The sequence below is a fragment of the Streptococcus suis genome, from assembly GCF_019794555.1.
Taxonomy (GTDB): Bacteria; Bacillota; Bacilli; order Lactobacillales; family Streptococcaceae; genus Streptococcus; species Streptococcus suis_AB.
In genome coordinates, this window is the sequence record NZ_JAIMEP010000001.1 from 116,286 (window position 1) to 133,051 (window position 16,766).

General features: G+C 36.5%; 13 protein-coding genes. All 13 read left to right on the forward strand.

All coding sequences use genetic code 11. From position 1 onward, the window contains the following. The first annotated feature begins 7 nt into the window (after positions 1 to 7). The 13 genes from K6V48_RS00615 to K6V48_RS00675 all read left to right on the forward strand — a co-directional run bounded on the left by K6V48_RS00615 (position 8) and on the right by K6V48_RS00675 (position 16,507). Entirely contained in the window at positions 8 to 598 is a 591-nt protein-coding gene (locus K6V48_RS00615) for an acyltransferase (RefSeq protein ID WP_222367229.1), read from the forward strand. A gap of 41 nt (positions 599 to 639) precedes the next feature. Continuing rightward, on the forward strand, positions 640 to 1,803 hold the full coding sequence (locus K6V48_RS00620; protein ID WP_222367238.1) for an O-antigen ligase family protein: 1,164 nt from the start codon (positions 640 to 642) through the stop codon (positions 1,801 to 1,803). Further along, entirely contained in the window at positions 1,796 to 3,229 is a 1,434-nt protein-coding gene (locus tag K6V48_RS00625) for a lipopolysaccharide biosynthesis protein (protein WP_261311008.1), read from the forward strand. The genes K6V48_RS00620 and K6V48_RS00625 overlap by 8 nt, the downstream gene beginning before the upstream one ends. Before the next feature lie 258 nt (positions 3,230 to 3,487). Further along, the gene (locus tag K6V48_RS00630; protein ID WP_105138228.1) at positions 3,488 to 3,673 is read left to right on the forward strand and encodes a hypothetical protein; all 186 of its coding nucleotides are present in this window, start codon (positions 3,488 to 3,490) and stop codon (positions 3,671 to 3,673) included. Beyond that, a complete protein-coding gene (gene tnpB / locus K6V48_RS00635; RefSeq protein WP_222367242.1) occupies positions 3,654 to 4,004 on the forward strand; it encodes an IS66 family insertion sequence element accessory protein TnpB in 351 nt (116 codons plus the stop codon). Before K6V48_RS00630 ends, tnpB begins: the two co-directional genes overlap by 20 nt. Positions 4,005 to 4,056: 52 nt before the next feature. Further along, a complete protein-coding gene (locus tag K6V48_RS00640; protein WP_105138229.1) occupies positions 4,057 to 4,263 on the forward strand; it encodes an IS66 family transposase in 207 nt (68 codons plus the stop codon). Further along, complete coding sequence (locus K6V48_RS00645) at positions 4,217 to 5,569, forward strand: IS66-like element short variant transposase (RefSeq protein WP_222367244.1); 1,353 nt, start codon at positions 4,217 to 4,219, stop codon at positions 5,567 to 5,569. Before K6V48_RS00640 ends, K6V48_RS00645 begins: the two co-directional genes overlap by 47 nt. Before the next feature lie 98 nt (positions 5,570 to 5,667). Further along, the gene (locus tag K6V48_RS00650) at positions 5,668 to 7,161 is read left to right on the forward strand and encodes a nucleotide sugar dehydrogenase (protein WP_222367246.1); all 1,494 of its coding nucleotides are present in this window, start codon (positions 5,668 to 5,670) and stop codon (positions 7,159 to 7,161) included. A gap of 251 nt (positions 7,162 to 7,412) precedes the next feature. After that, positions 7,413 to 11,150 (forward strand): YobI family P-loop NTPase, encoded by a 3,738-nt coding sequence (locus K6V48_RS00655; RefSeq protein WP_222367248.1) that lies wholly within the window; start codon positions 7,413 to 7,415, stop codon positions 11,148 to 11,150. 77 nt (positions 11,151 to 11,227) lie between these two features. Beyond that, the gene (locus K6V48_RS00660) at positions 11,228 to 12,535 is read left to right on the forward strand and encodes a hypothetical protein (RefSeq protein ID WP_261311009.1); all 1,308 of its coding nucleotides are present in this window, start codon (positions 11,228 to 11,230) and stop codon (positions 12,533 to 12,535) included. A gap of 75 nt (positions 12,536 to 12,610) precedes the next feature. Continuing rightward, positions 12,611 to 15,247 carry a DNA polymerase I gene (gene polA, locus K6V48_RS00665; RefSeq protein ID WP_222367252.1) on the forward strand — a complete coding sequence of 879 codons (2,637 nt, stop codon included), beginning with the start codon at positions 12,611 to 12,613 and terminating at the stop codon, positions 15,245 to 15,247. 18 nt (positions 15,248 to 15,265) lie between these two features. Then, entirely contained in the window at positions 15,266 to 16,024 is a 759-nt protein-coding gene (locus K6V48_RS00670; protein WP_222367260.1) for a glucose-6-phosphate isomerase, read from the forward strand. A 48-nt stretch (positions 16,025 to 16,072) separates the two neighbouring features. After that, positions 16,073 to 16,507, forward strand: coding sequence for a CoA-binding protein (locus K6V48_RS00675; protein WP_222367261.1), 435 nt, complete (start codon positions 16,073 to 16,075; stop codon positions 16,505 to 16,507). The last annotated feature ends 259 nt before the right edge of the window (positions 16,508 to 16,766 follow it).

The following is a 16,766-nucleotide window of genomic DNA, read 5'->3' on the forward strand; positions in this document are numbered from 1 at the left end:
TAACAACATGAAAAATCATTTTATCAGACTAATATTGAGTCCAAGTATTGCTATCAATAAATTTTCTTGGTATATTGAGAAAAAGCATTTGCTATTTGTTGGTAAAAGCGTTTCTTTTGGCCGTTTTTTTGAAATAAAAGGGCACGAATTTATATCTATTGGGGATAATGTTTCTGCCAAAAATTATTTAAAATTACATGCTTGGAATAGATACAAAAAACAGATATTCAAAAAAAATCCAAATTTAGAAATTGGTTCAAATGTGTCGTTCGGTGATAATTGTTACCTAACTTGTGCAAATCAAATCATTGTAGAAGATAATGTTTTGATTGGGGATAATGTGTTTATTACTGATAACTATCATGGTCGAAATTCTCTTGATGAAGTTAGTATCGCACCATCAGATAGAGAGATCTGGAGCAAAGGCGAGGTAAGAATAGAGACAAATGTTTGGCTTGGAAGAAATGTATGCGTGATGCCAGGAGTTACAATTGGACATGGTTCGGTAATTGGAGCAAATTCAGTTGTTACCAAAAATATCCCAGCAAGATGTATTGCTGCAGGTTCTCCTGCAAAAGTTATTAGAAAGATTGAGTAAGTTTTATGATAAGGATACAAAAGAGTTTTTTAATCGCATTTTTGGCATTAATTTCATTCTTTCAACCTACCTTTGTCTCAGTACTTCCATATGTTGGTACCATTTATAATATTTTGAGAATCCTGACATTTTTTTCGGTCTCAATTTATGCAATAAAAACAAAGCAATCATTATCAATTGCTCCAATTATATTAATTCTGGTAGAATTCTGGCTATTAATTCTAACTATAACAAAGCAGGGACAAATTCAGGCAGAATTATTAAATTTTATTATGCTATACTGTATTGTCATGTTGATAAATATATATAAAGGTAACTTTCAAGTTTTTTTGAAGGCATTATTACTTCACTTTGAACTAACTATTTATACTAATTTGCTAAGTTTAATACTTTTTCCGGAAAAATTATTTAGTAGAGTAAATAATGCATATGGATTAACTTTTGAATGGTTTTTGGGATCAAGGAATAATTTTATTATTTGGTTGTTACCAGGCTTGTTGATTGCCCTACTTTATAAACAATATAACAGAAGCAATATAAGAGCTAATTTATTAGTTTGCGCAATCTTTGCAACACAATTCTTCCAAACTTCATCTACCCTCATTGTTACTTCGGTAGTGTTATTTATATTATCTACAATTCCATATTTTAAAAGTTTATTTAGACCATTTATCAGTTTGTCTGTGGCACTTTTTGTACAGTTTCTAATTGTTCTTGCTAGTAATGCTGAATTTTTATCTCCAATTATTAATGGCATATTGGGGAAAGATTTAACTTTTACTAACAGAACTACAATTTGGAAAAATGCATTGAATCATATTAGTCTGTACAGCGGTTATGGAAGAATGCAATCAGATAAAGCTGCAACTTTATTAGGTAATTTCGGTTCTTATATATGGAAAGGAGCTACTCATGCACATAATCAATTGTTAAATTTAGGAGTACAAGGCGGTTTAGTTGTAATAATTGCTACGTTATTTATTTATTTTATTTGTTTTTGGAAAAGTGAGAAATTTTGGAAAAATCCAATTGCTCAGATTTATTCATTCGGAGTTTTTGCATATATTATTGCTGGAATAACCGAGATTACTTCGAACCTGTTGTTACAGTTAATTATTATTTTACCTCTTTTTTTAGATAAAACAATTACAAAAGTTGATAAAAATTATTCAATAAAAGGGATTAAAGAACATGAAAATGTCTAGAAATGATGTAGTGAAAGGTCTTTTTTGGACTCTTTCAGAACGGTTCATGTCACAATTAGTTTCTGTTATTGTTACTATAATATTAACAAGATTAATTGCTCCCTCTGATTATGGGGTGATTTCAGTAGTAACGGTGATAATAGCAATACTAAATGTATTCATGACGAGTGGTTTTAGTGCTTCACTAATACAACAAGATAATGTTGATGATTTAGACTATTCTACAGTATTCTATTTTAGTATTGTGTTGGGATTATTTATATACACTCTTGTATATATTTGTGCACCATATTTAGCTAATTTTTATAAGTTACCTCAGCTTGATTCAGTCCTCAAGGTGTTGGCATTAAAAATTCCACTGTCAGCTTTGAATTCTGTTCAACAGGCTTATGTTTCAAGAAATATGTTGTTTCAAAAATTTTTCATTTCGACAGTTTTAGCAACGCTTGTTTCAGGTATAATAGGTGTTACAATGGCATATTCTAATTTTGGAGTATGGTCATTAGTTGTACAAGATTTATCTAATGTTATTACGATTACACTTGTACTATGGTTCTCTGTTGGTTGGCGTCCAACTTATCAGTTTTCTCTTTTTAGATTAAAAAAGCTCTTTGGTTTTGGTGTGAAGATTTTTTTTCAGACATTATTCAATACAGTTTATGCGAATATTAGAAGCTTATTAATCGGTGGTTTTTACTCTGCAACTGATTTGGCATATTATACGAAAGGAAATCAATATCCAAATTTAATTGTTACAAATGTGGATACAGCTGTCAGTAAAACGATGTTCCCCGTCATGTCTAGAGAACAAGATGATTTTGATAGAGTGAAATCTTTGACTAGAAGGACAGCTCAGACAAGCTCTTATATCATGAGCCCAATCTTAGTTGGATTTATTGTCTGTGCGGAACCAATTGTTTCAATTGTTATGACTGATAAATGGCTTGCTGCAGTACCGTATATAAGAATAATTTGTATTTGTTTGTTAATAAGAGCTTCACAAACTGCGATTTTACAGGCTATTAAATCAATTGGACGATCAGACATCGTATTAAAAATGGATATACCTGTTCGACTATTTGCTTTGTTATTGCTTTTATGTACAATTAGACTTGGTGTCATTTATATTGCTATTTCTGAAATTGTTGTTGAATTTTTAGCATTAATAATATATTCATTTTATTCATCTAAACTAATAAATTATAATTATTTTGAAGTTTTTAATGATTTTGCGAATAATGTTTTTATGGCAATTATTATGGGGGTTGTAGTTTATTTTGCTGGAACTTTTATTTTTATCACACCTATCATTAACTTGTTACTTCAAGTCATTTTTGGAGTAATGGTATACATTTTTTTGTCGATTATATCAAAAAATAAAAGTTGGATTTACATTGTTAACGGAATTGCAAAAAGGAATAAATAGGTCTATACAATATGTAAATATAAAGAGGAATCCACTATGAAAGGAGCCCATTGAAAAAGTGTTTCTTTGTAAACGCCTCATAACACGGTACCTATCCAATCATTCACTCCTCCAGTATACTTTTATAAAAAAAGGGTGTTGTTGTTATTGCTAACAAAAAACACTCTTTTTTCTTTGTAACCGCCCAATAACAAGGTATCTATCCAATCACTCCTTCCTCCAGTATACTGTTATAAGAAACAAACTGGAGGATTTTTTATGTCACAACCCATCGTCCCACTGACTGTTCCCCAATCTCGCCGCTTTGAAAAGAAAAGCAGAAACGATATTCTGATGAAGATTCGTCTCGAAAAAGTAGAACTCACATTCTTTCACTCTATCAACCAAGAGGTATTGGAAACAATCTTGGATAAGGTACTGTTCTATGACAATCCGGCTCAGTGATTTAGGTCAAGTCTACTTGGTTTGCGGGAAAACGGATATGCGTCAAGGGATTGATTCACTCGCCTACCTTGTCAAAAGTCAATTCAATCTGGATCCCTTCTCCGGTCAGGTCTATCTCTTCTGCGGAGTTCGAAAAGACCGGTTCAAAGCTCTTTACTGGGATGGACAGGGATTTTGGTTATTGTATAAACGTTTTGAAAATGGGAAATTGACCTGGCCAAACAATGAAGAGGAGGTCAAAGCCCTCACTTCTGAGCAGGTGGACTGGCTCATGAAAGGATTTTCTATCAGTCCAAAAATAAATGTTTCAAAAAGTCGTGATTTCTATTGAAATTACGGCTTTTCTTTGTGTATAATGAAATAAAAGAAGGAGGATCGAGCGTATGGATGAGTTATTGGCAATTATTAAACAACAGACCTCAACGATTGAACAACTTACCAACGAGTTGACCCTCCTTCGAGAACAGGTAGAGTATCTGAGACAGAAACTCTACGGAAAATCATCAGAGAAGGTAGTGCATCAACCCGGTCAGCTAAGCTTGTTTGGGGAGGAAAGCCTCCCTGAAGAAGAGGCTGACTTACCCAGTTGAAACAGAAACGATTACCTATAAACGTAAGAAAGCTAAGGGAGTTCGTCAGGCTATTTTTAGTCAGTTCACTCCAGAGATTGTTCATCACGAATTGCAGGGCGAAGACTGTACTTGTCCAGACTGTCATGGACAGTTGAAAGAGATTGGTTCTACTGTTCAACGACAAGAATTGGTCTTCATTCCCGCACAATTAAAGCGGATTGACCATGTCCAACATGCCTACAAGTGTCAGGCATGTAGTCAGAAGAATCTAAGCGATAAGATTATCAAGACTCCCGTTCCTAAGGCCCCTTTGGCACACAGCTTGGGTTCAGCTTCTATCATCGCCCACACCATTCACCAGAAATTCAATCTGAAGGTACCCAATTACCGCCAAGAAGAGGACTGGCATAAGCTTGGTCTGCCAATCAGTCGGAAGGAAATAGCCAACTGGCACATCAAGTCTAGTCAGTATTATTTCGAACCGATTTATAACCTGTTACACGAGAAATTGTTAGAGCAGCCTATTCTCCATGCGGATGAGACCTCCTACAAGGTCTTAGAAAATGATAGTGAGTCAACCTTCTACTGGACATTCTTGTCTGGTAAGCATGAGAAAAAGGGTATCACCCTCTATCATCATGACAAACGTCGGAGTGGCTTGGTTGTGGAGAAATTTCTTGGGGATTATGCGGGCTACGTTCATTGTGACATGTGGAGTGCTTATCGTCAATTAGATAAGGCTCAACTGGTTGGCTGTTGGGCTCATGTCAGGAGAAAGTTCTTTGAGGCGACTCCTAAGAAGACAGACAAGACTTCTTTAGGAGCGAAAGGATTAGCCTATTGCGACCGCCTATTTGCCTTAGAGAATGACTGGGCAGATTTGTCTACTGAGGAACGACTACATAAACGCCAGACAGAGTTGGCACCCTTGATGGACGAGTTCTTTGACTGGTGTCGCAATCAGGCCGTTTTGCCAGGCTCCAAATTGGGTACTGCAATAGAGTATAGCCTTAAATATGAAACCACCTTCCGAACCGTTCTATCGGATGGTGACTTAGTCCTGTCCAACAATATAGCTGAGAGAGCAATGAAGACTTTGGTTATGGGCCGTAAAAATTGGCTTTTTTCCCAAAGCTTTGAGGGAGCCAAGTCGACAGCTGTCATTCTGAGTCTTTTGGAAACTGCTAAACGACACGGCCTTGATGCAGAGAAATATATAACCTATCTTCTAGAACACTTACCTAACGAGGAGACACTCGCAAAAAAAGAGGTGCTGGAGGCTTATTTGCCATGGAAGAAAAACATTAAGAGAGCTTGTAAATAGAAAAAGGTTCCAGAGTCAACAGGACTTTGGAGCCTTTTTCAATATACTTTGTTATTGGGCGCTTACACTATACTTATAAAATTTTTGAGGTATATATAATGGGAGAATCACTTTTTTCTCAATCTACGCTTGCTAAGGTCGTATTGGATGGACGAAAACAGAATAATTTGTCCCAACAAGAACTAGCTGATAAGACTGGTATTAATCGTGCGATGATAAGTCGGATTGAACAAGGAGATTATATTCCATCTATTCCGCAACTTGAAAGCTTATCTAAAGCGTTGGAGTTTGATCTTGCTTCGTTGTTTGTTTCGAGCAGCAAGCCTACTTCAGTAGCCAAAATCGCAAAGTCAAATATCGCTGTTGCAGGTACGGGTTATGTTGGTTTATCTAATGCTGTACTACTGGCTCAACACCATCATGTAGTTGCGGTAGATGTAGTTCCTGAAAAAGTCGACTTGATCAATGCTAGAAAATCTCCGATTCAAGATGATTATATTGAACAATACCTAGCTAAAAAAGAGTTGGATTTGGTCGCAACATTGGATGCGGAAAAAGCATATAAAGAGGCTGAACTTGTCATTATCGCGGTACCAACCAACTATGATAGTGCAAAGAATTATTTTGATACAGGACATGTTGAAACGGTCATTGAAACTGTCTTGAAAGTGAATCCAGATGCCTTGATGGTGATTAAGTCAACGATACCTGTAGGTTTTACGCAAGCTGTGCGCAAAAAATATGGAACGAAAAATATTATTTTCAGTCCTGAATTTCTTAGAGAGTCCAAAGCCTTGTATGATAATCTCTATCCTTCACGGATTATTGTTTCATATGAGAATGATGACAACGAAGCTGTGATAGCTGGCGCAGAAAAATTTGCTGCTTTGTTACAGGAAGGTGCCTTGAAGTCTGAAATCGAGGTTCTTCATATGGGGTCAACAGAAGCAGAAGCAGTGAAGTTATTTGCAAATACCTATTTGGCTCTTCGTGTTTCCTATTTCAATGAATTGGATACCTATGCTGAATTAAAGGGGCTGGATACTAAATCAATCATACGTGGGGTTGGTTTGGATCCTCGGATTGGAGAACATTATAACAATCCTTCGTTTGGTTACGGTGGCTATTGTTTACCAAAAGATACCAAGCAATTATTGGCAAACTATGATGCGGTGCCACAAAATATGATGACAGCAATTGTTGATGCGAATCGAACTAGAAAAGACTTTATTGCTGATCAGGTACTGAAAATGGCAGGCTATTACGATTACTCTACGCATGATCAATTCTCTCAAACAGTTGAGAAAGAAGTTGTGATTGGTATCTATCGACTTACAATGAAGAGTAATTCGGACAATTTCCGTCAGAGCTCTATCCAAGGTGTCATGAAACGCCTGAAAGCCAAGGGTGCCAAAGTCATTATCTTTGAACCTACCTTGGAAAATGGGTCAACCTTCTTCGGTTCAAAAGTGGTAAACAACTTGAAACAGTTTAAAGCAGATTGTCAAGCAATCGTCGCAAACCGTTATGACAGCATTCTAGACGATGTACAAGAAAAAGTCTATACAAGGGATATCTTTAGACGGGATTAATGAAAAACTAGAATTCTAGTCTTTATGATTAGGATTCTAGTTTTTTATGTTCATACCTATTCGAAGGACAATATTATTTTATACAAGATTTTTATGAGTGGAGTAATTATTAATTAAATAGAATGGAAAGTAGTGATAGTAATTTTGTAACGAGTCTAATCATTACATTTTTCTGGTTTGTTACCGTTGAAGACTTATTAAGTTTCAATCACATTATGATATAATATTAATACATATTAAAAGGAGAATATATGGTATCTGTTTTTAATAAATTAACTCCAAAAAATGACATTGAAATTGATGAGTCACAATTTAATGCTATGAATTTTATTATGTCTGAAAAAGACATTAAAAACGTTGCTATATCAGGAAATTATGGCTCAGGAAAAAGTAGTTTTATAGAGACATATAAAACCAAAAATAAGAATTTTAATCCTATACATATTTCTCTATCCCATTTTAGTAGAGAAGACGAAACCGAGATTTCTGATAAGCAGGTAAATGTCCTGGAAGGAAAGATTATCAATCAATTGCTTCATAGGATTAGTCCCGAAGATGTTCCTTTGACCATTTTTAAATCAAAACAGAATCCTAGTAACGATAGTATTAGGTTGTGGACAGTAAAATTAATTATTTTTATAACAGCTTTATTGTTTTTAATAAATTATAGCAACATTGCTATCACTTTAGTATCTGCTTTTCCATGGCTCCCAAAAATTGGAGCTTTAGTTCGATTGATTGCCTATCTTGCAATTTTTTGTGTTTCTGGAAATATAATCTATCAACTAGTTAATCTGCAGTTCCATCAAAAACTTTTTCGAAATATTTCATTCAAGGGTGGAGTAGTTTCGGGTCAAATAGAGGTGTTTCAAAACACTGACGTTTCATATTTTGATAAATATTTAGATGATGTATTATACCTATTTGAAAACTGTCAGAGTAACGTTGTGATTTTTGAAGATATTGATAGGTTTGAGACTAATTTGATTTTTGAAAAATTACGTGAAATCAACACACTAGTCAATAGTAAAAAGAAAAGTGGTGAGAAACTCTTATTTATATATCTTATCAAAGATGATATGTTTATTTCTAAAGAACGAACTAAGTTCTTTGACTTTATTATTCCAATAATACCTGTGATTACTTCATCTAATGCAGGAGAACGGTTCACAAAAATTTTGAATGAGATGAATCTTGAAGTAGAGTTGGATAAAAAGTTTCTCCAAAAGATTTCTATTTATATAGATGAGATGCGTCTGGCATATAATATTTGTAATGAGTTCGTTTTTTATCGTTCGGTATTATCTGATAGGGAAAATCCTAATAAATTACAACTTGACGATGAGAAATTATTTTCAATGGTTGTTTATAAAAACATATTCCCGAAAGATTTTTCTTGCTTACAGATGGATTCGGGTTTGGTGTATAAAGTTATACAAGAAGCTAACAATTTAAGGCAACCTAAAATAAAGGCATTGAGGCAGGAAGTATCGGAACTCGAGAATAGAATTATAGATGCCGAGCAAGAGTTTGCGAAAAGTAAATTAGAGTTATATTCTATATTTTTAAAGATACCAGAAGGACGAGGAGCGCTTAGGGTTAATGGAAAATTAGAGAGCGAATTTACAAGCAGGTTGGATTTTATTGAAGAATTAAGCAAGGATGGGGTAGAAATAAAATCCACATTACCAAATTCTGGTTCATATTATGATAAAGCAGAGAGTTTTGAGGATATTATTCCTGTAGATGATATAGAATTCCAAAATAGGCTCAAAAAACTAGAAGATAGAGAGAAAATTCATGTCTTAAATAATGACCTTGAACAGATTCGTAATGAGTTGAGTAAGGTTTCATCTATGAAAATAGCTCAGCTTTTGGAACGTTCTGCTTTTGATGAAATTTGTTCGCAAGATGAGTTTAAATATCTACAAAATGACAAAAAACTTTCGATGATAATGTTCTTGGTTAAAAATGGTTATATTGATGAAGGCTATTCAGATTATATTACCTACTTCTATCCGAATAGTTTGAAAAAAGAAGATCATGAATTTCTTATGGCAGTTCAAGGAGAGAAGATATTGGACGAAGATTACACTTTGGTGGAAATATCTGAAGTTTATGATCGATTGGATGATTCATATTTTGAACATGACTCAATATTGAATTTTGATCTATTAAAATACACTTTAACGGAAGGGACGAGTTTAGAGAGAATTACCAAATACTTGTCTGTGGAGCGATACAATTTTTTAAATAGATTTCTTCAAAACAGCTCTATTGGTACAGAGTATCATATTGCTTTAATTATTGAGCTTATAAGACACAATCAAGAAACATTAAAAAGAATATTTTTATCAGATAATATTGTGGGTAAGGATAAAGTTTATATCTGTAATATACTATTATCATCGATTAATCTAAAAATATACGATATTGAATCTAAATTTAAAGAAGTTTTAATTTCATTCATTGAAGATAATTGGAAAGTTATTAACGATGGTTTGGATAATTTTAGCGAGCCGTCAAGAGTAAACATTTCTCAAGTTCAAGATAATTTGCTATTCTTAGGAGTTAAAATTATTGACTTTACTTTTGATAAGAGGTATCAGTCCATTAGTAGATATGTATATGTCCACAATTTATATGCTATTAATATGAGAAACATTGTCGGGCTCTTAGGATATCTGGGAAATGCAGTTAGCGAGGAGATGGTTAAACATAGACCAATTAGCATAACTAAACAGTTCGAGGAGCTTAAAAACTATATACAAGAAAATATAGAGGAATATCTCGAACAGGCTATTTCCTTTTCTGAGGGACAAATTAATGATGAGCAAGATGATATTTACGATATCTTAAATAATGAATCTATAGCTCAAGAGATTCGAATTGCATATATGAAATGTCTTTCGGATGAAACTCTAATGATTGAAGATCTTAAAACGATGGAAATGGTTGAAGCTTCACTTACACTCAATAAGTCTGTATGCGATACTCAAAATATAATGGATGCTTTTTACGAATATGATGATTTGGTAACCCCACTTTTAGAATTCGTAAATTCAAAAGATAAAATCAATTTTGAAAAGACAGTTTTTGATCGTTATCCAGAAGAACGACAGAAATTGTTCTTCCGAAAAACAGCACTTTGCAATGATTTAAACAATGAACACTATGAGAGCATCCTATCTGTGATTAAATGGAGGTTTGGTGCATTTCCCGAAGAAGAGATTCACGAGGATAAGGTTAATATACTTATAAAAGCTGGTGCTATATCTAAGGAGTTTAATAGAGATACTCTAGAGGTTTTGAGAAAGCGATATCCTGAACAAGTTATTGCGTATATATTGAGATATTTAGATGGTTATATTCAGAATTTAGACGATCCCGATGTGTATGATGAGGAGGAAATAATCCAAGTTCTTGATATGAATATTTCAGATACAAAAGCAATTTCAATAGTTGAACAGTTTGAAGGAACTATCAGTATTCAAGATAAAGCTTTTAGCCCGTGTTTGCAAGCTTATATTTTGGAAAATCTTTTTGACGCGGAAGATTTAGAGTATATAGTTATCAACTATTCTGCATTTAATCAGGAAATTCAAAATGTGATTTTTAATAAAACCAAGTCATTCATTGAAGAAATTGTATCTGAAGAGCTGACGTTGGATAAACAATTACTTTGCAGGATTATTTCTGTAGAGACTATTGATATTACTACCCGTCAAGTTTTATTAAGTAGACAGCTTTCAGATTTTAGCCTTCAAGAGCTGAACGAGAAATTACAGATAGTTAAACTACTTGAAAGTTATGATAACTTAATAAGTATCATTAGTCGGAACGGAAATCCTAAACTGGAAATAAATGAAATAAACCAAAATATTTTAGAGTTTTTGAAGAATAATGATAAACTAAGTTCTTATCGGGAAGAAGGAGAACATTACAGGGTATATAGTAAAAAAACAAAAAAAGCGTATCCTACTAACTAATAGGTATGCATTTGTAGGTTAGAGAAGTTAAATGTTGTATTTTTTGTCTACAGTCCTTAATATGGTATAATCTTCATATGAAAAAGATTAGTGATTTAGGTTTAACGGGTCGAAAGCTGGTTGGTGAGGGACTGATTCTAGTCATCATAGGTATTGGCTTTCTGATTGCTGGTTGGCAATTTCCAGGGTTGATTTTGCGTTTTATTCACGCTGGGTTGTTCTTCTTAGCCCTTTATGAATTGAGCATGGTTTTCTTCAGAAAGAAGAAATCAAGCGAAAGTGTAATAGCACTCGTGGGAAAAGCGGTATTATTTGGTATATTGGCCAGTCTTGACTTGGCTGTTCAGATTCCCTTGTATTTTGCGGCGATATTTATTGGTATATACCAGCTGTTCACAGCGGTGATTAATTTTATCACATTTTACTTATATAAAAAAGATGATGTGCAGCCGAGAATTCGTTTTTTAATGGATGGAATCTGGTTGTCCATTCTAGGCGTGGCGTCTTTATTTGTTTCTGGGACTCAACTAGTTGTACAAACCTTTATCATTGGGAGCTACCTTGTGTTATATGGATTGACCAATCTGCGTGATGGATTCATTTTTGAAGAGTCAATTGAACAACAGAGTCTCAAACGTCATGTGAGGCTGACTTTGCCATTATTTATTGCTGCTCTCGTTCCTCGTATGACCCTACAAAGAGTCAACGACTTTCTAGCAGACAATAAAGATCAGACAGCACAGGCAGTCTATAATCGTCAAAAAGATATTTCTGTTATTCCAACTTTAGAAGTATTTGTACATGTTGGTGAAGAAGGTTTTGGGGCTGTAGGGCACGTTGATTTGAGTTACAAAGGGCGGGTCTATGGCTATGGTTCTTATGATGTCTTGTCGGAACGTCTGGGTGGGGCGATTGGTGATGGTGTATTATTTAAAGCTGAGCGCCAAGCCTATATTGACTTTTGTACCCAGGAGGGGATGACCATGCTTGGTTACCAGATGGTGTTGACTTCTGAACAAGAGGCAGCTATTGAAGAACGGTTGGATGAGATTGACAAACTCTTGGTGCCTTGGAATCCAAGTTCTGAAAAAGTATCAAAAACAGCAGATGGACAAGCGATTGAAATGTACGCCTATCGTATCAAAGAAGAAATCGGTGCTGAGTTATTTAAATTTAGAAAATCGAAATTCAAAACCTATTTTGTCTTATCCACCAACTGTGTCATATTGGCAGATTCAGTCATTGGACAAGCGGGCACGGACATCCTTGGCATTCGAGGATTTATCGCCCCTGGTACCTATCAAACCTATCTGGATCAAGAATATGAAAAACCCCATAGTATGGTTGTTGCTAAGAACATTTATTATCGTAAAGAAAAATCCTAGTTTTTGCTAGGTTTTTTCTATTTGATCAGATGTCCTCAAACCGCAAAATCCCTGATTTCATGCTATAATAGTTCTATGGATAAAAACAAGTTATTATTAATTGATGGCTCTTCTGTAGCCTTTCGTGCTTTCTTTGCACTCTATCATCAAATCGATCGGTTTAAGAGTCCGACTGGTCTTCATACCAACGCCATTTATGGTTTCAACCTGATGTTGGATCACATGATGAAGCGGATTGAGCCGACTCACATTTTGGTGGCGTTTGATGCAGGGAAGACAACTTTCCGAACAGAGATGTTTGCGGACTATAAGGCAGGTCGTGCCAAAACTCCAGATGAGTTCCGTGAGCAATTTCCCTTTATCCGCCAGATGCTAGATGCCATGGGGATTAAGCACTATGAGCTGAACCAGTACGAAGCCGACGATATTATCGGTACTTTGGATAAAATGGCAGAGCGGACAGACATTCCATTCGATGTGACTATTGTCAGCGGTGATAAAGACTTGATTCAGCTGACGGATGAAAACACCGTTGTGGAAATTTCCAAGAAAGGGGTTGCCGAGTTCGAAGAATTTACCCCTGCCTACCTCATGGAAAAAATGGGCATCACGCCAATACAGTTTATTGACCTCAAAGCCCTCATGGGAGATAAGTCTGATAACATTCCTGGTGTGACGAAAATCGGTGAAAAGACAGGTCTCAAGCTTCTTACGGAATTTGGTTCCTTGGAAGGAATTTATGAACATATCGATAGCATGAAGGCGTCCAAAATGAAGGAAAACCTGATTGCGGATAAGGAACAGGCCTTTCTTTCTCGAACTCTTGCGACCATTGATACGCAGGCACCGATTGAAATTGGTTTGGATGACATTGTATACCAAGGTCCACGGATTGAGGAATTGGGGCAGTTTTATGATGACATGGGCTTCAAGCAATTACGGGCCCAGCTAGGCACGACGAACACGCAAGAGGAAGAAGTACTGGATTTTCAAATCGTATCCGAAGTCAGCTCTGCTATGTTCAAAAAAGACCAATTCTTTTACTTTGAAATCTTGGGGGAGAATTACCACAGAGAAGAGGTAGTTGGTCTGGCTTGGGGAGATAAGGATGGTATCTATGTTGGTGGTCCTGAACTTTTGGATAATCCGGTATTGAAGGATTTTCTGGAACACCAGCCTATCAAAACCTATGATTTCAAGCGTGGTAAGGTTTTGCTTGCTCGTAAAGGGATTGATTTACCACCTGCAACCTTTGATAGCCGACTCGCCAAGTATTTGCTTTCGACAGTTGACGACAATGCGCTGACAACCATTGCCCATCTCTATGGACAGACCAGCTTGATTCCTGACGAGGCCATTTACGGCAAAGGTGCGAAATTGGCTCTGCCTGAGCGTGATGTATTCTTCCCACATTTGGCCCGTAAGGTGCAGGTCTTGATGGAGACAGAAGCACCGATGTTGGCCAAGTTAGAGGAAAACCAGCAGTCGGATCTTCTCTTTGAGATGGAGTTGCCGCTTGCTAATGTCTTAGCCAAGATGGAAATTGCTGGAATCAAGGTACAAGTAGAGACCTTAAAAGCCATGCAGGCTGAAAATGAAGTCTTGATTGAGCAGTTGACCAAGGAAATCTATGAGTTGGCTGGTCAAGAATTTAATATCAATTCGCCTAAGCAACTAGGGACTATTCTCTTTGAGGATATGGGCTTGCCCTTGGAATATACCAAGAAAACCAAGACTGGCTATTCTACCGCAGTAGATGTTTTGGAACGATTGGCACCTATCGCTCCTGTTGTTTCAAAAATATTGGAATACCGCCAGATTACTAAGTTGCAATCGACCTATGTTATCGGATTACAGGATGCTATTTTAGAAGACGGTAAGATCCATACTCGCTATGTACAGGATTTGACACAAACAGGTCGCCTATCTTCGACGGACCCTAACCTGCAAAATATTCCTGTTCGATTGGAACAAGGTCGTTTGATTCGGAAGGCTTTTGTTCCTTCGCTAGAAAACAGTGTCCTCTTGGCATCAGACTATTCACAGATTGAATTGCGTGTATTGGCCCATATTTCTCAAGACCAACACTTGATTGAGGCCTTCCAACAAGGTGCTGACATACATACGTCAACAGCCATGCGTGTCTTCGGAATTGAAAAGGCAGAGGATGTGACGGCAAATGACCGTCGGAATGCCAAGGCTGTCAACTTTGGTGTGGTCTATGGCATTTCTGATTTCGGTCTTTCCAACAATCTTGGAATTTCCCGTAAAGAAGCCAAAAACTATATCGATACCTATTTTGAACGTTTCCCTGGTATCAAAAACTATATGGAAACGATAGTGCGTGAAGCACGTGATAAGGGCTACGTAGAAACGCTCTACAAGCGTCGTAGGGAATTGCCAGATATCAACTCTCGGAATTTCAATGTCCGTAATTTTGCGGAACGGACGGCCATCAACTCACCGATTCAGGGTTCGGCCGCAGACATTCTCAAAGTAGCCATGATCAATCTTGATAAGGCACTGACAGATGCAGGTCTTTCAACCCGTATGCTCTTGCAGGTACACGATGAAATTGTCCTTGAGGTGCCAATAGCAGAGCTGGAAACTGTAAAAGCTATGGTTAAGGAGACCATGGAGTCGGCCATTCAGTTGTCAGTTCCTTTGATTGCGGATGAAAATGAAGGCCAGACTTGGTATGAAGCCAAATAAGCACAAGGGAGAAAAAAGATGAAGAAGTTACTTGTTCTGACAAGTCTATTTAGTTTATTTTTAGTTGGTTGTGGAAAAAAGGAACAGTCTAGCTCAAATCAACAAACCAGTCCATCTGGAGAAGAATTTTCAACAACCTTACCCATTTTACAGGAAAAGACAGACACAAGCAATGAAACATTGACTGTTTTAGCCAACGCAGAAACTGTTGTCGTGAATCCGAATCCACCTGCAGACGAAGCTCAAAAAGGTCACAAAATGCATGCGGCCAACAATGGGGTTGCTGAAAAGGATGAGAATGGCAATATTAAGGAATATTTTCGTTACTATGACATCCCAAGTAATTGGACGCTCAATACAGAAAATACAGAGGATGAAACCTATGTAGCTGTCTATGATGTAAAAGATGGGTCAAGTAGCTTTATGGTTCAACTCTACAATATCAATGCCTTTAATGCATCTCCTCTGGAAGATGGGCGTAATATGACTGCAGAAGAATTGCCTGCTCGAATGAAAGAAACAAACCATGATTTTTCAGAGCAGACAATTGTTCAGATCGCAGGTCAGGAATGGCAGGTAGGTCGTCAAATCATGAAAGATCAGAAGTTAGCTCGGCTGACCTTTTACCGGATGGAATCTACAGGTTCTTATGATGATTCTGTCGTAGTTGGTTCAATATATTATTCCCTGGACCCTGGACTTGATAAGGATAGGACCTTGTTGAAAAAGGCAATTGGCCAGTTGAAGGATGTCGTTTATCAAATTTCTAAAAAGTAAGTTTCCTATCAAATGATTTTGATGATATTTTAGTAAAAGGAGAAACATATGACATATTCATTTCAGAATCCTAGTCAAGAGATTATTTTCGGCTATCTCAAAGATTCTAAAACCATTGCGGTTGTTGGATTATCCAATCGGGAAGAAACAGCAGCCTATCGGGTTTCAAGTATCATGCAGGATGCTGGGTATCGGATTATTCCAGTTAACCCACGGTCTGCTGGAGAAACGATTCTTGGAGAGACTGTTTATGCAAGTCTCAAAGATATCCCTCTCTCCATCGACATTGTTAATATCTTTAGACGGAGTGAATTTCTTCCGGAAGTGGCGAGTGAATTCATTGAAACAGATGCTAAAATTTTCTGGGCTCAATTGGGCTTGGAAAATCAAGAGGCTGAGCATATTCTTCGGCAGGCAGGTCGAGACCAAATTGTCATGAACCGATGCATTAAGATTGAATACCAAAAGATGATTGGGGAATAAGTTTATCATTGAATATCAGTTACGGTGATAAAAAATATAGTCGAATGAATTAGCTTTCAGACAAGGAACTGAGGTTCTGACAGCTAGAACAGCCTCTAGGCTGTTCTAGGTTGGAAATAAGACTTGCGAAACAAGTCACTCTCGTAGAGTACGGCAAACCGAAAGTGACGATGTATCAAAGTTAATTCAAATGACTACAAAAGCTATAGAATCTTGGTGAATCCCTCTTAAGGGGAAGTGGCCAGTTCTATAGCTTTTT